Here is a 20,248-nt window from a genome sequence, read left to right on the forward strand (position 1 = left end):
ATGGCAAAATTGGCAAAATATTCCATTTTTAGAAAAAAAATTTAGAAAATTTTTTTAAATATTAGCCGTAGGTTTTTTAAATTAGGCGAATAAAATAAATAATAAATACGATAGTTTATTTTGAAATACATTTTACCAAAAGGTAAAAATACAGACGCAAAAAAACATGATCTGGCAATATTCTCAATGACTTATAGGTGAAAGCTCGTTTTAAGACAGGGTATCATACCCGCTGATATCACATAATGAGTCTCATCTATGTCAAATTGGTTTCCAAAATGGCAGCCGTATCAGGGAAAGATTGATCATCGCCCTGTCGCGACAAATGAATATTTACCTCCCTTACAAAGTGCGGTATTAGGGGTACAACACGCATTTGCAATGTTTGGTGCAACTGTTCTTGCCCCCCTTCTGATGGGCTTTAGCCCTAACCTTGCCATCTTAATGTCAGGGATTTGTACTATTATTTTCTTCTTGATCACGGGTGGTCGTGTTCCAAGTTATTTAGGCTCAAGCTTTGCATTTATTGGTGTCGTTGCAGCCGCAACTAGTCATATTACTGGGTCAGGAGCCAATCCAAACCTTGCAGTTGCGCTTGGTGGAATTGTTGCCTGTGGTATTTTTTATGCCTTGATCGGTTTTGCGGTCATGCTCACAGGCACGCGTTGGATTGAGAAACTCATGCCACCTGTTGTCACAGGCGCTGTGGTGATGATTATTGGTCTGAACCTTGCACCCGTTACTATTAAAGGCGTTGCTGGACAGCCTTTTGAAATGTGGATGGCACTCATCACTGTATTAAGCATGGGCATTATTGCTGTATTTACCAAGGGCTTATTACAACGTTTATTACTGTTAGTGGGTTTATTGATTGCTTATGCCGTATATGTGGTTGCAACAAATATTCTAGGATTTGGTAAACCGATTGATTTCTCCCAAATCGCAGCAGCACCATGGTTTGGCATCCCAACTTTTTCACACCCAACTTTTGATTTAAATGCAATTTTAATTATTGCTCCCGTTGCATTGATTTTAGTCGCTGAAAATCTAGGTCACATCAAAGCAGTCGGTTCAATGACAGGTGAAGATCTTACACCTCAACTGGGTAAAGCTTTTGTTGCGGATGGTTTGGCCACAACGTTATCGGGTAGTGTTGGTGCACCGGGTATGACCACCTATGGTGAAAATATTGGTGTGATGGCAGTCACCCGTGTTTATTCTACGATTGTGTTTGTAATCGCTGGTGTATTTGCAATTTTCTTGGGTCTGTCTCCTAAATTTGGCGCAGTGATTAGTACGATCCCGACAGCAGTCCTTACGGGTGCTTCGATCGTAGTATTTGGTTTAATTACCATTGCAGGTGCAAAAATCTGGATCGAAAATAAAGTCGATTTTTCTAATAATAAAAACCTTATTGTTGCATCTGTCACTATTATTTTAGGTGCAGGTAACTTTGAATTACTGTTTGGTAGCTTTAATTTAGGGGGAATTGGAACCGCAACTTTTGCTGCGATTTTCCTGAACCTGTTATTCAGTTTAAAAGATAAACATTAGCATCGTGGGCAGCTTCGGCTGCCTTTTTATTTATTCCCGACTTTCCTGCTTATATTTATCTTCCAAAACATTGCTGATAATACTTTCAATCATCCAAACTCGATACAAACTATTAAAAACATAGCTCTGTCCATCTATACGTAATTCCAGTACAGGAAAATCTGGCTGATGCTTTTGCTGACAGAGTTCATCATTCTGTTTCAACAAAGCTTCAACATCCTGTTCGGTAATGTTGTCAATCTCTAAACGCTTCTGCATACGTTGAAAGTGGGTTTTGAAAGAAAGATCTTTGCCACGCGTCCAAACACCTTGCAATATCTCATGAATACAATCGATCTGTTCTTCTTCAGGCACGCTATAAAATAGTTTTGCCATTTCATAAGTTGCTTCTTTAGTAGGCCGACAGAATGGGGTGAATGCCACCTGTGTACGTTTGGAAACACGGGTCGCCAAACTCCAGTCAAACCAATCTCGCCCATGATAGCTCAGCGGATAAACGCTCAATTGAATATTATAATAATTGGCCAGTTCTTCTTTGATATAAGCCAATAATAGCCAACTCATCGGGTCTTCAAGTGCAATATACAGATCTAATTCTGGATGTAAGCTTTGGACTTCTGTCAGTGACTCACCGTCATTAATGAGATGCTCACGCCATTCGATATGATTAATCAGAAAAATTGGATTTCCGGTGAGTAATTTTTGTTGTTTCAAACGGCGTGTAAGGCGTAATAAATCATCAACGGCCTGATATTTACGCTCACCAAATTCGAAGTAACTGGCTGCAACAGGCACATCTTTAAAAATACGTTCAGGATAATCTTGAGGTGTTTGATGCTGACTTGCCATCGCATAAAGAGTACGTAATTTCCCATATTGTTGTTGCCATAACATGTGGAATACATCTTCGAGTAAATGTAAAAAATTGTGTTCTCTCAGAGGGGTATTTTTTAGAATTATTTCTGCTTGTTGTAATGCTTCTGGACTAGGTATTTCAGGAGTTTCATCGAAACCAAACCGATGTTGTTTGGCGAGAATTTTAGCATCATTCAAACAATAACTCTGCCAATCTTGTTCTGACATACCATTAGGAGGCTCAGCACCCTGTCTTGAAATAATCACTTTTAAAGGTTTTAGTTCATCACTCAAAATTTCATTGAGCTGATCAAGCTGTTGTACTGCAAGATAGCTATAAACATCGTCTAAACGCAGGTAAATACTTAAACCCTGTTCCGTGGGCAACACCGCCTGACGAGAAGGTTTTTGATAGAACCAACTCGATCGGATGGGATCAAACCAACGACGTAACAAAGACATGTCGATCGCCTCTAATGATTATAAAGTGATGAATGGATAAGCTTTCTCTAACTTGAATTCAAACAAGTGAGCAAATAAGTATAATGAGTATCTTATAAAATCAGAAAAAAGTCCCTCTTTATCGTAATAAAGAGGGATGATAAACATTGTCGCTTAGCAATAGTTTACAGAACGCGTACTGCACCTTTCGCAGCACTGGTTGAATGCAAAGCATAAATTTTCAAAGATTTTGAAACTTTACGCTTACGCTCTTCCGCTGGATGCCAACCTTTGGCTTCTTGAGCTGTACGGCGGTGCGCCATGGTTGCATCATCAACATCAAGGTGAATGGTACGATTCGGAATATCAATTTGGATAGTATCACCATCTTCAACCAGACCAATTGCACCACCTTCCGCTGCTTCTGGAGACACGTGACCAATTGATAAACCTGAAGAACCACCAGAGAAGCGACCATCAGTAATCAACGCACAGTCCTTACCCAAACCTTTCGACTTCAAGTAACTGGTTGGGTACAACATTTCTTGCATACCTGGACCACCGCGTGGACCTTCGTAGCGAATCACAACAATGTCACCTGCAACGATTTTATGATCTAAGATTGCTTCAACCGCTGAATCTTGGCTTTCAAAAACACGTGCTGTGCCGGTGAATTTCAGAATCGATTCATCTACACCCGCTGTTTTAACGATACAGCCATCTAAAGCGATGTTGCCATAAAGGACTGCCAAACCACCGTCTTTAGAGAAAGCATGTTCAGCATTACGGATCACACCTTTCTCACGGTCACCATCCAAAGTTGAATAATAACGGTTTTGTGAGAATGCCACTTGAGTTGGAACACCACCCGGTGATGAGCGATAGAACTCATAAACATCTGCATCTTCAGTGCGGATAATATCCCACTTGTCTAAGGCATCTTTCAGAGTAGGCTCATGTACCGTTGAGCAAGAGGTGTTCAGTAAGTTAGCACGATCGAGTTCACCCAAGATCGCCATGATACCCCCAGCACGGTGTACATCTTCCATATGCACATCCGACTTTGCAGGTGCAACTTTAGACAATACAGGTACTTTACGAGATAAATTGTCGATATCATCCATAGTGAAATCAACTTCTGCTTCATGTGCAGCAGCAAGCAAATGCAATACGGTATTGGTAGAACCACCCATTGCAATATCCAAAGTCATCGCATTTTCAAAAGCGGCTTTGGTTGCAATTGAACGTGGCAGAATGCTGTCGTCATTTTGTTCATAATAACGTTTCGCTAGTTCAACCACTAAACGACCCGCTTTTAAGAACAATTTTTCACGGTTAGCGTGAGTTGCAACAATAGAACCATTACCCGGCAATGATAAACCCAAAGCTTCAGTTAGACAGTTCATTGAGTTTGCAGTAAACATACCCGAACATGAACCACACGTCGGACATGCCGAACGCTCAAATGCTGCAACTTCTTCATCGGTATAGCTTTCATCTGCTGCAACGACCATGGCATCAACTAAGTCGATTGCCTTTTCATCACCACGGAATTTGACTTTACCCGCTTCCATTGGACCGCCAGACACGAACACCACTGGGATATTCAAGCGCATTGCAGCCATCAGCATTCCCGGTGTGATCTTGTCACAGTTCGAGATACACACCATTGCATCGGCACAATGGGCATTGACCATGTATTCAACTGAGTCCGCAATCAAATCACGTGATGGCAATGAATACAGCATCCCGTCATGCCCCATGGCAATCCCGTCATCCACGGCAATGGTATTAAATTCTTTTGCGACACCACCAGAAGCTTCAATTTCTCGTGCAACCAGTTGCCCTAAATCTTTAAGATGCACGTGACCTGGAACGAATTGGGTAAATGAGTTGACCACCGCAATAATTGGTTTGCCAAAATCTTCATCTTTCATACCAGTCGCACGCCATAAACCGCGCGCGCCCGCCATATTTCTTCCATGTGTTGATGTTTTTGAACGATAATCAGGCATTTTTGATTCCCAACAAGTTTGTGCTCGAGAAGAATAGAACATTCTCTCTGGCGAAATGATACTGAGCTTTTCCCATCATACTACAAGTTATCGTTTAACTGATGACCGGCGAACCTATCTTTTTTGTTCAAAGACAATTCCTTTCACCTAATTAGGGGCTAATGGCTTTTTGGCTTATAATTTGGGGCAAATTTTCTGTGGATTATCTTTGTGAAGATCATTTTTGCTGGTACGCCTGAATTTGCGGCAACCGCATTGGCGGCATTATTAAAAACCCCACACCAGATTATCGCGGTTTATACCCAGCCTGACCGTAAATCAGGACGTGGACAAAAATTAACGCCATCGCCTGTAAAGCAACTTGCACTTGAACACGATTTACCCGTTTACCAACCTTTGAATTTTAAAGCGTCTACCGAAGAAGGCTTGGCAGCTCGACAAGAACTCGCTGCTCTAGGCGCTGATGTGATGGTGGTTGCAGCCTATGGTTTAATCTTACCGCAAGCGGTTTTAGATACCCCAAAGTACGGCTGTTTGAATATTCACGGCTCATTGCTGCCTCGTTGGCGTGGTGCTGCGCCAATTCAACGTGCCATCGCGACTGGAGATGCTGAAACAGGTATCACCATCATGCAAATGGCGGCTGGGCTAGATACGGGCGATATGATGTATAAAACCTATTGCCCAATCACGGCCGAAGATACCTCTGCCACATTGCATGACAAGTTGGCAACTCAAGGTGCTGAAGCCATTTGTACCGTGCTTGAATCTGAGCAAAGTTTGCAATCATTTATTGCCAAACGTGAAGTTCAAGATGAATCCCTGACGGTTTATGCACATAAATTAGTGAAATCAGAAGCACGTATTGATTGGACACAAACTGCAATCCAAATCGACCGCAATATTCGTGCGTTCAACCCTTGGCCTGTGGCTTTTATTCAATTAGATGAAAATAACGCCTTACGTGTTTGGAGTTCAATGCGCTCCGAGATCAGCAAAGCAAATGCTCAATTAGGTGAAATTCTTGCAATTGATAAGCAAGGCGTACATGTCGCTTGTGGTGAAAACAGTGTCGTGTGCTTAACCAGTTTACAGTGGTCAGGTGGTAAAGCGCTCAATGCTGTCCAAATTGCCCAAACTCAAAAATTACATCTTGGACAAATTCTCCCATGAGCCAATCGAATCAATCATCTGCAAAAAATTTGAACCTGCGTGCGCAAGTGATCAAAACACTTTTGGCTGTTCAAAATGGGCAATCTTTGTCTTCCGTTTTAAATCAACATATCAATATTGTTTCTGAACGTGACCGTGGTTTATATCATGAGCTTACTTTAGGTTGTTTACGCCAATGGTTTTCATTAAAAGCCATTACCTTACCATTGCTCACCAAACCGTTAGACAATGAAGCATTAGAAAGTTGTTTATATCTTGGCTTATATCAAATTTTATGTACCCGTATTCCTGTACATGCTGCAATTTCGGAAACTGTAAATGCTGCTAAGCAATTAGGTTTCGAGCCAATGAGTGGTTTGGTGAATGCGATTCTGCGTCGTGTTTCACGTGAAACAGATGAATTTCAAATAGCTTTGAATAATACACATGGTTTACCAAGTTGGTTATTCAAACGAATCAAAAAAGATTGGCCTGAGCAAGCAGAGCATCTGTGCCAAGCCTTAAAACAAGTGGCGCCACTCACCCTGCGCGTCAATCAACGCCAAGTCAGTCGTGATGAATATTTAGAGATTTTGGACGAAGAGCAGATTGATGCTCGTGCTTGCACGCTTTCAGATGTGGGTATTGTTTTGGAACAAACGGGCAATATTACCCATTTACCGGGTTTTGAAGAAGGTGGTTTTTCTGTTCAGGATGAACATGCCCAATTGTGCGCGATGCTTTTACCGAACTTAGATAATAAAGTTGTTGTCGATGCCTGTGCTGCACCAGGTGGCAAAACTGCGCATATTCTTGAGCGCTTTAACCCTCAAAAACTGATTGCGCTGGATCATGATGCCAAACGTTTATTGCGTGTTTCTGAAAATTTAGAACGTCTTGCCTTAAATGACAACAATGTCGAGATTATTACCGCTGATGCCACCACTTGGCAGGCACCAGAACCCGTCGATTGTATCGTGCTGGATGCGCCTTGTTCTGCAACAGGTGTGATTCGTCGCCATCCGGATATTCGTCTGTTAAGACAATCAACCGATATCGCACAAACGGTTGAATTACAAAAACAGATTCTTCAACAAATGTGGCAACAACTCAAAGTTGGTGGAACGTTGTTGTATATCACCTGCTCCATTCTAAAAGCTGAGAATGAACAGCAAATGGCGGCATTCTTCGCCGCACATGCCAATGCCGAAGAAATCAAAATCAATGCGGATTGGGGTATTGAACAGACTTATGGTCGCCAATTATTACCGTCTGCGCACTCTGGCGATGGTTTCTATTATTGCCGAATTAAAAAATTGGCATAATCAAAATAAAAAAAAGCAGGCTTCAAAGCCTGCTGTTTTTGAATCTATTTTAAAGCGTATGATGATCTTTAACTTCTTCTAAAACATCATCTAACTCTTCTGGATGTTTCATTAAGTGCAGAATCGACAAAGCAAGTCCGCCCCATAAAAACACCATTGAAATGATCATCATCACGATTGCTGAAGTATTCATAACTGCGCTCCTAGCGATCTTTCATTTTGCTGAGTATAACTGCAACGACAGCACAGAAAATCACACTGCCCCACCCAAAGATACCTTGCAAGCTCATGCTATACGTATCGTAACCATTTTTGACCAAGTTAAACACAGTCATGCTCAATGTGGTTAATAAGATCAAAGAGGTGATCACAGTTAAAGTGAAATCCCAACCTTTACCCAATTGAATCGTCGAAATACGGTTCACATGATCACGAAGTTCGATTAAAGCTGAACGCTTAAACCAAGCCACACTGATGATGGATAATAATGCACCACCAATAATCCCGATGTTATTGATAAAGTGATCCACAATATCAACCAGTTTAATCGCATTTACGCTTGAAAATAAGATAACTGAAACGAATGCGCTACCACCACCAATGATGGTTACTGCTTTCTTGCGGCTCCATTTTAACTTATCTTGCATGGCTGCAATCGGTACTTCCAAGATACTGACCATGGAAGAAATACCAGCGACAAAAAGCGAAGAGAAGAACAATAGACCAAATAAATCTGCACCTGCACCCAAGCTTGAAATGATTTTTGGAAAGGCAATAAATGCCAGACCAATACCACCACTGACGACATCTTGTACTTCTTTACCCGCGGTATGAGCCATAAAACCCAATGCTGCAAAAATACCAATACCAGCCAAGATCTCAGTTGAAGCATTGGCAAAACCAACGATCAACCCCGAACCTGTTAAATTGGTTTTCGGCTTTAAGTAAGAGGAGTATGTCACCATGATCCCGAAGCCAACAGATAATGAGAAGAAAGTGTGCCCATAAGCAGCTAACCACACTTTATAGTCCATCATCGCAGACCAGTTCGGCGTGAAGAATGCATTTAAGCCTTCAGCCGCACCAGGTAAACGTAATGATTGAATTACCAGAACTGTGAAGAGGACGAATAACAAAGGCATGAAAATCTTGTTGGATAATTCAACACCTTTTTTAACACCACCATACAAAATCACTAAGGTCAGTGCCCAAATCCCAACAATTGGCCAAAATAAATGGCTGACAAACTGCAAATCAAAGCCAGTTGCTTTCGAGGTCTGTAAGTACGTATTAAAGAAGAAACTTTCTGGGTCACTGCCCCACGCCTGACCAATCGAGAAATACACATAACTTCCCGCCCACGTCAGTACGCTGGCATAGTACAAACCAATAATGATACAGACACAGACTTGCCACCAACCTAGTGTTTCACCACCTTTAAATAAAGCACGATATGCTTTAGGGGGTGAGCCTGTACTACGATGTCCAGTCGCATAATCTAAAAATAAAAGAGGTAAACCAGCCGTAATTAGTGCGAGTAAATACGGAATAAGAAACGCACCACCACCATTTTCGTAGGCAACATAAGGAAAGCGCCAAATATTACCTAAACCTACAGCCGAACCAACGGCTGCAATAATAAAACCAGATCGTGATGTCCAGTTTTCACGAGAATCTGCCATATGACACCTAAATATATACCGCTGGCATTTTTCATACTGCGTTAGGTTTTATTATCCAACAGACATGAAAAGTGCCATAAAAAATATTGTTTTGCTTGCATGAAATTCCAACCTTGTGGGCCTCTCATTTTCATGAACAAACAAGCAAAAACCAAACCATCTTCCTTAAAGATTGGATTTTGTTTTTCTGCTTTTTAATAGCCGAACAATACCTGTTTTTATTTCTTTTTACTGTAATTTCTGTCTGAAAAATTAGGTTTTTTAAATAACTGATTATTTTTTAACTGAATGAAATTTTGACCTTACAGTCAATTTATAAAATCAAGTATACAACCTAATCAAGCGAAGCCAGAACTCCGCTTGAACTTCTATTTTATTGTTTAATTGCGAGCAAGCGTTCTTCTTGCATATCACGAATCGCTGAGTGAATTCCTTCGCGACCTAAGCCTGAGTCTTTCACACCGCCATACGGCATGTTATCGACACGGAATGTAGGCACATCATTAATGATGACTCCACCAACATGCAAATGATCCCATGCATACAGCATTTTATTCAGATTTTGCGTATATACCCCTGCCTGTAAACCAAAACGACTTTGATTAATTGTATTAATACCCTGCTCAAACTCTTTAAATTTTTCTAAAATGGCAACGGGGCCAAATGCTTCATCCTTATAGATTTCTAGTTTGGCATCAACATTCTCCAGTAAAGTCGGTTCAAATAATACGCCTTGTAAATGTCCTCCCGTCAGAACCTTTGCCCCTTTTTTCTCGGCTTTATCAACCCATTTTTTCAGGCGAACAGCTTCAGCTTCCTTAATCATCGGACCTACCAATGTGGTATTGAGCTTTGGATCATCTACTTTAATTTTTTTCAGTTTCGCAATCAGTTTCTTTTTCACTTCCACATAAAGATCAGCATGCACTAAAATCCGCTGCACACTGATACAAACTTGCCCTGCATGCCCATAAGCGGCACTGATCAAACGATCAATCAGCGCCTCATCAATCACGGTATCAGCATCGATCAGAACCGCAGCGTTGCCACCCAGTTCCAAAGTAACTTTCTTGCGCCCTGCACGCGCTTTCATGTCCCAACCAACCTGATCTGACCCCGTAAAGCTGAGTAATTTAAAACGATCATCTGTTACCAAAATATCCGCTGCTTGGCGATCACAAGGCAACACTGACCATGAGCCTTTTGGTAAATCAGTTTCCGCCAAAACTTTGGCAATCATTAATGCACTGATCGGTGTCAAACTCGCAGGCTTCAATACAAATGGACAACCTGCTGCAATTGCAGGTGCGATCTTGTGTGCAACCAGATTTAAAGGGAAATTAAATGGGCTAATCAGCGAAACTGCACCAATTGGCACATGCTTAACCATACCTCGAAAACGAGCAGCCGCAGGCGTTACTGCCAAAGGCAACATTCGACCATCATCAAGTTGTGTGACCGCATCTGCAGCCAATTGGAAAGTATTTATCAGGCGTTCCACTTCGGCACTTGCAGCACCTCGCGGCTTACCCCCTTCAACAATCAATATTTCTGTCAATTCTTCACGTAATTCATTAAAACGTTTAACGCAATGTAATAGAACTTTTTGTTTTTCAAATGGCTTAAGCGTCGCCATATCTACCTCAGCTTTAACTGAAGCAGAAATTGCTTTTTCCAACACTTTTTCATCTGCTAACGCAACTCGAGCATAGACCGTATTAGTATATTTATCATGAACTTCTAACCACTGACCTGTCGTTACTGCTTTCCCTGCGACATACAAAGGATAATCCACAACATTTTGTGCATCGGTCATTATTCTTCATCCCATAATTAAAATTTAAAATTAGACTACTGTATATTTTCAAATATCACTATATGATTCGCCCAATCACTGATGAATTCACAACAATTCATTACGGTTTTTGATATGAATTAGGACAATTGAATGAGAATATTAAAAATATCAATCATAGCTTTAGGGACAAGTCTGTGTGGTCTAGCACAAGCAGATATGATTGGTCTAAAAGGCGATCTCAGCTACTGGAATTACAACGGTGAAGCCAATATGGCTGCACAAACATCTGCACCAGATCAAGACCTTGATCGTAAGGGATCTGCACAGGTTTCGCTTGCATTTGAGCACCCAATTCCACTGATTCCAAATGCAAAAATTCGCTATGTGAATTTAAAGTCACAGACAGAAAAAGAAGTCGCAGGTCAGCCAGTTTATGACTTGAACATAGACCATACCGATTTCATTTTATATTATGAAATCTTGGATACTATCGTAAATGCAGATATTGGTTTAGGCGCAACCAGTTTAAATGGTGATGTTAAAACACTCGGTTTAAGCAAAACAGATATCGATAAAACTGTACCTGTGATCTATGGATCGGCGGGTGTAAAACTGCCGTTTACTGGTCTAAGTGCCAAAGCAGAACTCTTATATAGCAACTTTAATGATACTAAAATTACTGATGCGCAAGCAGAATTACAATATAACTTTATTGATAATCTGTTGGTCGATGTTGGCTTGAAAGCTGGCTACCGTATCTTAGACATTAAATTAGATGACTACGAAAAAAACGATCTTAAATTTAATTTTAAAGGTCCTTATATCGGTTTAGATGTTCATTTCTAAATCCTAATAAGCTGAGAAACGGAATCTATGGATTCCGTTTTTTATCGCTTATCATTTCATCATTCCCGATTGATGTACGCCAAAACCTACAACAATCTCAGCGATTGGCGAATATCCCATTCTCAAGTTTTCACATATCATATAAATCATAAAGAGACAGGAAGTCTCATTGAAAATAACAAGATACGCAGGAAGCGGTCGTTCATAAGGAATATAAACGACAAGAAGCTGAATACTAAGAAGCCCCGTCAGGATGATGGGGCTTCTTTTTATTTATCATTTTATGCGTGATTTAAAGAGTTTTTAGATAGACAACCACTTCGTCATGCTCTGCCATTTCTGCAAGCTGCAGCGCAGTATATTCGCCTTTATAAGCGACATTTGCTCCTTTACTCACTAGTAGTTTCACCACAGCTAAATGATCATTCTCGGCAGCAGCTTGAAGCGCACTATAACCTTCATCATCGGTCTGGTTTGGATCTATTCCCTCTACCAATAATTGCTCGACTTGTTCCACATCACCAAGGGATGCCCAATACACTAGCTCAGGGAGATGCAGTTCTTCATCATCTTCAGGCAGTGGAGAAAAAGAGTTGAGTTTCATAATCATTTTCCTAAAACTATAAATTGACCTAATTTAACTCATAGTAAATGATTTTTCAGTAGAGCTATCATATATAAAAATCTCTTTGAAATTATGTTCAATATTTAAAGCTCTAACTTTTTCTTCTAAAATATTCCATTCTTTTGAAAAATAGCCTATATCTAACTCGCAACAAATAACTAAAATTGTGTTTTCTGGATAATTTTTTCTCATTTTCTTATGGATTCTTAGAGCAATTAAATCTACAAAATGTTCAATAAAACTAGGATTATCATAGCTAATACATTCTGTATTTATATCCTTACCAATCTTCTTAACTCCATCAGCTGCATAACAATACCCCTGCTTATTTAATAATTCTCTTACCAAATATTCTTTACAGCACAAGTTACTTCTAGGAAAGTAAGCCTCCAGTGAATCACCACTATTTTTAGTGGATCAATCCCCCGATAGTGTCCACTAACCAATAAGTGGACACCTATTTATGGATTTAAAGACAGTTATAGACAGTGCACCAACGCAAAAAAAGCCTCGCCGAACTTTCACAGCCGAATTCAAACATCAGCTTATTCAACAATGCCAGCAGCCAGACACATCAGTGGCTAACGTGGCAATGCAACATCAGATCAATGCTAATCTACTGCATAAATGGATTCGCCAGTCCGAATCAATGCCCCCTCCATTAAAAAACCTGCCTATCCCACAGACCGACTTTCTTCCTGTCATTGTTCACTCGATGCCAGTCAAACAAGAGACATCTCCATCACCTGTGCCTGAGAAGAAAGCTCCTGCTCATATCAGGATTCCACTGCATGAGGGACCAGGTTCCGAAAGAGATCAAATGATTGAAATCGAATGGCCTGTGGAATCAACAACTGAATTACTATTTCTGCTGCAAGGTTTGATCAAATGATCCGCATTGATGAAATCTGGCTCTCTACCCAACCCATGGATATGCGAGCAGGTACAGATACTGCACTTGCTCAAGTCCTGAAAGCCTTTGGTGGTGTTAAACCCCATTGCGCCTATCTGTTCTGTAATAAACGAGGCCATCGTATGAAAGTGTTGGTACATGATGGTCTAGGGATTTGGCTGTGTGCCCGACGATTGGAACAAGGGAAGTTCCACTGGGCGCAGGTTCATCAGGGTGAAACAATGAGTATCAATGCGGAACAATTACAGGCATTAATTCAAGGTTTAGCTTGGCAGAGAATTGGGCAACAGCACGTGGTCACAATGATCTAAACCAGATACCTTTATTTTACCATCCTCCAAACGACCTATTTCATCCCTAACCTGATCTCAGGCATACTGCGGTCATGAATATGCTGCCTCATTTAAGCCAACTGACCCATGAACAATTGCTGGAATTTACCCAGCAGTTGGCAATGCAGAATCAGCAACTTGTAGAAGATAAACAACAACTCGAACAATCCAATCAACACCTCGATGCCAAAGTTCAGCACCTATCTGTACTCACACAAAAATACGAGCATGAACTTGCGCTGTTTAAACGGCATAAATTTGCTCAGAAGAATGAACACCTCACTGCCAAACAAATCAGCTTGTTAGATGAAGCAGTTGAAGAAGATATCGCAGCCGTTGATTTAGAACTGGAACGACTGAATGCGGATCAACCCAAATCGGCTGAAACCAAAGCAATAAAACCGAAACGCCGACCGCTGCCAGATCATCTAGCCATCATTCGTATAGAGCATGAGCCTGCATCGACACAATGCAGTTGTGGCTGCACGCTTCGTCGTATTGGTGAAGACCTGAGCGAGAAACTCAATTTCAGACCAGCACAGTTCTACAAGGAACAGCATATCCGTGGCAAATGGGTCTGTGATCAGTGTAATACCTTGATTCAAGAACCGATGCCTGCTTATGTGATTGATAAAGGCATTGCTACACCTGAATTGCTCAGCCATGTGCTGGTTTCAAAATATGCGGATCATTTACCTTTATATCGTCAACGTCTGATCTATCAGCGTGTCGGGGTTGATCTTGCTTGCTCAACCTTATCGGAATGGGTTGGTCAATGTGGTGTACAGTTAGAACCACTAGCAGAAGCCTTAAAACAGATCATATTACAACAACAGGTGATTCATGCAGATGAAACACCAGTGACCGTGATGCAGATTGCCGAGAAGAAACCCAAGAAAGGTTATGTCTGGGCCTATGCCACCACACAGTACAACTCTATTCAGGCGGTGATCTATGACTTTCAACCGAGTCGATCAGGTCAACATGCCGAAGATTTCCTAAAAGGCTGGCAAGGTCAACTGATCTGTGATGATTATAGTGGTTATAAGGCACGTTTTGCCTCAGGTCAGATGATTGAAGTGGGTTGTATGGCCCATGCCCGTCGTAAATTCCATGAGCTGCATGTGACGGGTAAAAGTCTCATTGCCGAACAAGCTCTGCAATTGATTCAACAGCTTTACCAAATTGAGGCAGAATTACGAGAGATACCAGACTGTAGTGCCGAACAACGCCACCAGCGAAGGCAGCAGGACAGTCAACCGATCATGCGTCAACTGTATGTCTGGCTGAAAGAATATCAAGATAAAGTACCAAAGAGTTCGCCTACAGCGAAAGCAATCAATTACAGCCTAAAACGCTGGTCTGCCTTAAGCCGTTATCTGGATGATGGCAATTTGCCAATAGACAATAATTGGATAGAAAACCAGATGCGTCCGTGGGCATTAGGCAGAAAAAACTGGCTATTTGCAGGATCACTGCGTAGTGGTCAACGGGCAGCGAACATCATGACTTTAATCCAGTCAGCCAAGCTGAATGGTCTTGATCCGTATGCCTATCTCAGTGATGTGTTGAAAAGGCTGCCAACACATAAAGTGAAAGATATCGAAGCGCTGCTGCCGCATAACTGGAAGCCTGCTTGAGTTCAAGTGGGCTTCACTGGATGCTTACCTAGGAAATAACTTTCCTATCTTTCCAATCTAATTGTTTCATAAAAAAACACCCCTAACCGTTAGGTTAGGGGTGTTTAGATTTAAAAGCTGGCGATGACTTACTCTCACATGGCAAAGGCCACACTACCATCAGCGCTAAGAGGTTTCACTTCTGAGTTCGGGAAGGGATCAGGTGGTTCACTCTTGCTATTGTCGCCAGCAAACTGTTGTGGTGTTTTGGGGTCTTACTGATCATGTTGTGTTTTCACTTCATGTCTGCCTTACTTACGAACCAAAGAGTTATTAACGGATTAGATATTGAGTCTAACTTTGTGTTCAGCATTTTAACTAGTTTTCACACTAAATCAAGTTATGTATTGAATTTATCTTGAATACAACAACTGTTTGGGTGTTGTATAGTCAAGCCTCACGAGCAATTAGTATTGGTCAGCTTCACACGTCACCGTGCTTCCACACCCAACCTATCAACGTCCTAGTCTCGAACGGCTCTTTAGAGGAATAAATTCCTAGGGAAATCTTATCTTGAGGTAGGCTTCCCGCTTAGATGCTTTCAGCGGTTATCCCTTCCGAACATAGCTACCCGGCGATGCGACTGGCGTCACAACCGGTACACCAGAGGTTCGTCCACTCTGGTCCTCTCGTACTAGGAGCAGATCCTCTCAAATTTCCAGCGCCCACGGTAGATAGGGACCGAACTGTCTCACGACGTTCTAAACCCAGCTCGCGTACCTCTTTAAATGGCGAACAGCCATACCCTTGGGACCTGCTTCAGCCCCAGGATGAGATGAGCCGACATCGAGGTGCCAAACACCGCCGTCGATATGAACTCTTGGGCGGTATCAGCCTGTTATCCCCAGAGTACCTTTTATCCGTTGAGCGATGGCCCTTCCATACAGAACCACCGGATCACTAAGACCTACTTTCGTACCTGCTCGACTTGTGGGTCTCGCAGTTAAGCGCGCTTTTGCCTTTATACTCTACGCGTGATTTCCGACCACGCTGAGCGCACCTTCGTACTCCTCCGTTACTCTTTAGGAGGAGACCGCCCCAGTCAAACTACCCACCAGACATGGTCCTCGCCCCGGATTACGGGGCAGAGTTAGAACCTCAACATTACCAGGGTGGTATTTCAAGGACGGCTCCATTGGAACTAGCGTTCCAACTTCAAAGCCTCCCACCTATCCTACACAAGTAAGGTCAAAGTTCAATGTCAAGCTGCAGTAAAGGTTCACGGGGTCTTTCCGTCTAGCCGCGGGTACACTGCATCTTCACAGCGATTTCGATTTCACTGAGCCTCTGCTGGAGACAGCGCCGCCATCATTATGCCATTCGTGCAGGTCGGAACTTACCCGACAAGGAATTTCGCTACCTTAGGACCGTTATAGTTACGGCCGCCGTTTACTGGGGCTTCGATCAAGAGCTTCGCTTACGCTAACCCCATCAATTAACCTTCCAGCACCGGGCAGGCATCACACCCTATACGTCCACTTTCGTGTTTGCAGAGTGCTATGTTTTTAATAAACAGTTGCAGCGGCCTGGTTTCTGTGGCTGCCAATAGCTCAGGGAGCAAGTCCCATCACCGTCAGCAGCGTACCTTCTCCCGAAGTTACGGTACCATTTTGCCTAGTTCCTTCAGCAGAGTTCTCTCAAGCGCTTTGGTCTACTCGACCTGACCACCTGTGTCGGTTTCGGGTACGATTCCTGTGTAACTGAAGCTTAGAGACTTTTCCTGGAAGCATGGTATCAGCCACTTCACTGTACAAGTACAGCTTGCTATCAGTTCTCAGCATAGAGTACCCCGGATTTGCCTAAGATACATGCCTACAACCTTCCACCTGGACAACCAACGCCAGGCTGACTTAACCTTCTCCGTCCTCTCATCGCATTACACAGAAGTATTGGAATATTAACCAATTTCCCATCGACTACGCCTCTCGGCCTCGCCTTAGGGGTCGACTCACCCAGCCCCGATTAACGTTGGACTGGAACCCTTGGTCTTTCAGCGAACGGGTTTTTCACCCGTTTTGTCGTTACTCACGTCAGCATTCGCACTTCTGATACCTCCAGCATACTTCTCAACACACCTTCATCGGCTTACAGAACGCTCCCCTACCACTTAACTAAAAGTCAAATCCGCAGCTTCGGCACATAGTTTTAGCCCCGTTACATCTTCCGCGCAGGCCGACTCGACTAGTGAGCTATTACGCTTTCTTTAAAGGGTGGCTGCTTCTAAGCCAACCTCCTAGCTGTCTATGCCTTCCCACATCGTTTCCCACTTAACTATGATTTTGGGGCCTTAGCTGGCGGTCTGGATTGTTTTCCTCTTGACTACGGACGTTAGCACCCGCAGTCTGTCTCCCGGATAGTACTCATTGGTATTCGGAGTTTGCATCGGTTTGGTAAGTCGGGATGACCCCCTAGCCGAAACAGTGCTCTACCCCCAATGGTATTCGTCCGAGGCGCTACCTAAATAGCTTTCGGGGAGAACCAGCTATCACCAGGCTTGATTAGCCTTTCACCCCTATCCACAAGTCATCCCCTGGCTTTTCAACGACAGTGGGTTCGGTCCTCCAGTTAGTGTTACCCAACCTTCAACCTGCTCATGGATAGATCGCCTGGTTTCGGGTCTACACCCAGCAACTAAACGCCCTATTAAGACTCGATTTCTCTACGGCTCCCCTATACGGTTAACCTTGCTACTGAATGTAAGTCGCTGACCCATTATACAAAAGGTACGCAGTCACCGAACAAGTCGGCTCCCACTGCTTGTATGCATGCGGTTTCAGGATCTATTTCACTCCCCTCACAGGGGTTCTTTTCGCCTTTCCCTCACGGTACTGGTTCACTATCGGTCAGTCAGGAGTATTTAGCCTTGGAGGATGGTCCCCCCATATTCAGACAAGGTTTCACGTGCCTCGCCCTACTCGTCATCATTATGTGTGCCCTTTCGTGTACGGGAATATCACCCTCTACGTTCGCACTTCCCAGAGCGTTCCACTAGAACACACACAACTTAATGGGCTGATCCCCGTTCGCTCGCCGCTACTAAGGGAATCTCAATTGATTTCTTTTCCTAAGGGTACTGAGATGTTTCACTTCCCCTCGTTCGCTTCATAAGCCTATGTATTCAGCTTATGATACCCGCCTTATAGCGGGTGGGTTCCCCCATTCAGAAATCTCCGGATCAAAGGATATTTGCCGCCTCCCCGGAGCTTATCGCAGGCTATTACGTCTTTCATCGCCTCTGACTGCCAAGGCATCCACCACATGCACTTAATTACTTGACTATACAACCCCAAACAGTCGTTACACCTACAAGTGGGTGTAGCAACAGAGCTCATGATTTCTCATTTACTCATACAGCTTGTTGTTTCGTGAACTTAATCACCGTACAGCTTCAATCTAAATTCATATACCAAAACGCTTGATTCAGTGTTTTTGCTAGTTCTCATTTCTAACAACTCAGCTCAAAGAATTACTTCCTCTTGCTTTGTTATTGAATGAGTGAACAATTTATTTCAGACTCAAATTCTAATCTGTTAATGATTAACTACCGCCTCGTCAGCGAGTAGTAAACTGTGATAAATCACAGAAGTTAATAAACTCAAATCAAAATCTCTTTTGATTTATTTGGACATTTATTAATTTCTATAATTTACTTTAGCTTTGAATTAAATATTTCATTTAATTCGTGGTGGAGACTAGGAGAGTCGAACTCCTGACCTCCTGCGTGCAAAGCAGGCGCTCTACCAACTAAGCTAAGTCCCCAGCTTTAATCATAATGAACGACATATCTTTTTATCTAGCAGCTTGTGATTATTCATCACTTCGTCAGTAGTGGTGGGTCTGACAAGACTTGAACTTGTGACCCCACGCTTATCAAGCGTGTGCTCTAACCAACTGAGCTACAGACCCTCAGATACATCTTCGAAGAACAACTTGTTGTGGATTCTTACCGATCGTCAATCTTTCGTTAAGGAGGTGATCCAGCCGCAGGTTCCCCTACGGCTACCTTGTTACGACTTCACCCCAGTCATCGGCCACACCGTGGTAAGCGTCCTCCTTGCGGTTAGACTACCTACTTCTGGTGCAACAAACTCCCATGGTGTGACGGGCGGTGTGTACAAGGCCCGGGAACGTATTCACCGCGGCATTCTGATCCGCGATTACTAGCGATTCCGACTTCATGGAGTCGAGTTGCAGACTCCAATCCGGACTACGATCGGCTTTTTGAGATTAGCATCCTATCGCTAGGTAGCAACCCTTTGTACCGACCATTGTAGCACGTGTGTAGCCCTGGCCGTAAGGGCCATGATGACTTGACGTCGTCCCCGCCTTCCTCCAGTTTGTCACTGGCAGTATCCTTAAAGTTCCCATCCGAAATGCTGGCAAGTAAGGAAAAGGGTTGCGCTCGTTGCGGGACTTAACCCAACATCTCACGACACGAGCTGACGACAGCCATGCAGCACCTGTATCTAGATTCCCGAAGGCACCAATCCATCTCTGGAAAGTTTCTAGTATGTCAAGGCCAGGTAAGGTTCTTCGCGTTGCATCGAATTAAACCACATGCTCCACCGCTTGTGCGGGCCCCCGTCAATTCATTTGAGTTTTAGTCTTGCGACCGTACTCCCCAGGCGGTCTACTTATCGCGTTAGCTGCGCCACTAAAGCCTCAAAGACCCCAACGGCTAGTAGACATCGTTTACGGCATGGACTACCAGGGTATCTAATCCTGTTTGCTCCCCATGCTTTCGTACCTCAGCGTCAGTATTAGGCCAGATGGCTGCCTTCGCCATCGGTATTCCTCCAGATCTCTACGCATTTCACCGCTACACCTGGAATTCTACCATCCTCTCCCATACTCTAGCTGACCAGTATCGAATGCAATTCCTAAGTTAAGCTCAGGGATTTCACATCCGACTTAATCAGCCGCCTACGCACGCTTTACGCCCAGTAAATCCGATTAACGCTCGCACCCTCTGTATTACCGCGGCTGCTGGCACAGAGTTAGCCGGTGCTTATTCTGCGAGTAACGTCCACT

14 protein-coding genes, 2 tRNA genes and 3 rRNA genes are annotated in these 20,248 nt (G+C 43.1%); 7 read left to right on the forward strand and 12 right to left on the reverse strand.

The window, feature by feature from the left end; all coding sequences use genetic code 11:
* Positions 1-258 precede the first annotated feature (258 nt).
* Entirely contained in the window at positions 259-1,554 is a 1,296-nt protein-coding gene (locus F908_RS03000; RefSeq protein WP_005157119.1) for a solute carrier family 23 protein, read from the forward strand.
* A 30-nt stretch (positions 1,555-1,584) separates the two neighbouring features.
* Here the strand turns inward: F908_RS03000 and F908_RS03005 are convergent, their stop codons facing one another.
* Both F908_RS03005 and ilvD read right to left on the reverse strand, forming a co-directional pair.
* The gene (locus F908_RS03005) at positions 1,585-2,871 is read right to left on the reverse strand and encodes a hypothetical protein (protein WP_005157122.1); all 1,287 of its coding nucleotides are present in this window, start codon (positions 2,869-2,871) and stop codon (positions 1,585-1,587) included.
* Positions 2,872-3,035: 164 nt separating this feature from the next.
* Positions 3,036-4,865: a dihydroxy-acid dehydratase gene (ilvD, locus tag F908_RS03010; RefSeq protein WP_005157126.1), complete on the reverse strand. Its 1,830-nt coding sequence runs from the start codon at positions 4,863-4,865 to the stop codon at positions 3,036-3,038.
* 210 nt (positions 4,866-5,075) lie between these two features.
* Here ilvD and fmt point away from each other — a divergent pair, with 210 nt between their 5' ends.
* Entirely contained in the window at positions 5,076-6,038 is a 963-nt protein-coding gene (fmt, locus tag F908_RS03015; RefSeq protein ID WP_005157128.1) for a methionyl-tRNA formyltransferase, read from the forward strand.
* Entirely contained in the window at positions 6,035-7,342 is a 1,308-nt protein-coding gene (rsmB, locus tag F908_RS03020) for a 16S rRNA (cytosine(967)-C(5))-methyltransferase RsmB (protein ID WP_005157130.1), read from the forward strand. The genes fmt and rsmB overlap by 4 nt, the downstream gene beginning before the upstream one ends.
* 49 nt (positions 7,343-7,391) lie before the next feature.
* Here rsmB and F908_RS15370 read toward each other — a convergent pair whose 3' ends face one another.
* From F908_RS15370 to F908_RS03030, 3 genes are all read right to left on the reverse strand, one after another.
* Complete coding sequence (locus tag F908_RS15370; protein WP_004659683.1) at positions 7,392-7,535, reverse strand: methionine/alanine import family NSS transporter small subunit; 144 nt, start codon at positions 7,533-7,535, stop codon at positions 7,392-7,394.
* Positions 7,536-7,545: 10 nt separating this feature from the next.
* A complete protein-coding gene (locus F908_RS03025) occupies positions 7,546-9,024 on the reverse strand; it encodes a sodium-dependent transporter (protein ID WP_005157132.1) in 1,479 nt (492 codons plus the stop codon).
* A 373-nt stretch (positions 9,025-9,397) separates the two neighbouring features.
* On the reverse strand, positions 9,398-10,840 hold the full coding sequence (locus tag F908_RS03030; RefSeq protein WP_005157134.1) for an aldehyde dehydrogenase family protein: 1,443 nt from the start codon (positions 10,838-10,840) through the stop codon (positions 9,398-9,400).
* Positions 10,841-10,972: 132 nt separating this feature from the next.
* On the opposite strand from F908_RS03030, the gene F908_RS03035 reads away from it, so the two are divergent.
* Positions 10,973-11,668, forward strand: a complete 696-nt coding sequence (locus F908_RS03035; RefSeq protein ID WP_005157136.1) for a TIGR04219 family outer membrane beta-barrel protein — start codon at positions 10,973-10,975, stop codon at positions 11,666-11,668.
* A gap of 292 nt (positions 11,669-11,960) precedes the next feature.
* Here the strand turns inward: F908_RS03035 and F908_RS03040 are convergent, their stop codons facing one another.
* Both F908_RS03040 and F908_RS03045 read right to left on the reverse strand, forming a co-directional pair.
* On the reverse strand, positions 11,961-12,272 hold the full coding sequence (locus F908_RS03040) for an ankyrin repeat domain-containing protein (protein ID WP_005157138.1): 312 nt from the start codon (positions 12,270-12,272) through the stop codon (positions 11,961-11,963).
* Between the two features lie 33 nt (positions 12,273-12,305).
* Positions 12,306-12,641 (reverse strand): hypothetical protein, encoded by a 336-nt coding sequence (locus tag F908_RS03045; RefSeq protein WP_005157140.1) that lies wholly within the window; start codon positions 12,639-12,641, stop codon positions 12,306-12,308.
* 115 nt (positions 12,642-12,756) lie between these two features.
* Between F908_RS03045 and tnpA the strand changes: the two genes are divergently transcribed.
* From tnpA to tnpC, 3 genes are all read left to right on the forward strand, one after another.
* Positions 12,757-13,185, forward strand: coding sequence for an IS66-like element accessory protein TnpA (gene tnpA / locus F908_RS03050; protein WP_005157149.1), 429 nt, complete (start codon positions 12,757-12,759; stop codon positions 13,183-13,185).
* Complete coding sequence (tnpB, locus tag F908_RS03055) at positions 13,182-13,517, forward strand: IS66 family insertion sequence element accessory protein TnpB (protein ID WP_005157151.1); 336 nt, start codon at positions 13,182-13,184, stop codon at positions 13,515-13,517. Before tnpA ends, tnpB begins: the two co-directional genes overlap by 4 nt.
* A 74-nt stretch (positions 13,518-13,591) precedes the next feature.
* Positions 13,592-15,178 (forward strand): IS66 family transposase, encoded by a 1,587-nt coding sequence (gene tnpC / locus F908_RS03060; protein ID WP_005157153.1) that lies wholly within the window; start codon positions 13,592-13,594, stop codon positions 15,176-15,178.
* 115 nt (positions 15,179-15,293) lie between these two features.
* Here tnpC and rrf read toward each other — a convergent pair.
* From rrf to F908_RS03085, 5 genes are all read right to left on the reverse strand, one after another.
* Positions 15,294-15,408, reverse strand: a 5S ribosomal RNA gene (rrf, locus tag F908_RS03065).
* A 195-nt stretch (positions 15,409-15,603) separates the two neighbouring features.
* A 23S ribosomal RNA gene (locus tag F908_RS03070) occupies positions 15,604-18,495 on the reverse strand.
* Positions 18,496-18,900: 405 nt separating this feature from the next.
* Positions 18,901-18,976, reverse strand: a tRNA-Ala gene (locus F908_RS03075).
* Positions 18,977-19,046: 70 nt separating this feature from the next.
* Positions 19,047-19,123 (reverse strand) — tRNA-Ile (locus tag F908_RS03080).
* Between the two features lie 59 nt (positions 19,124-19,182).
* Positions 19,183-20,248: ribosomal RNA gene (locus F908_RS03085) — 16S ribosomal RNA — on the reverse strand; the annotation flags it as partial.

It is taken from the genome of Acinetobacter sp. NIPH 284, from assembly GCF_000369425.1.
Lineage (GTDB): Bacteria > Pseudomonadota > Gammaproteobacteria > Pseudomonadales > Moraxellaceae > Acinetobacter.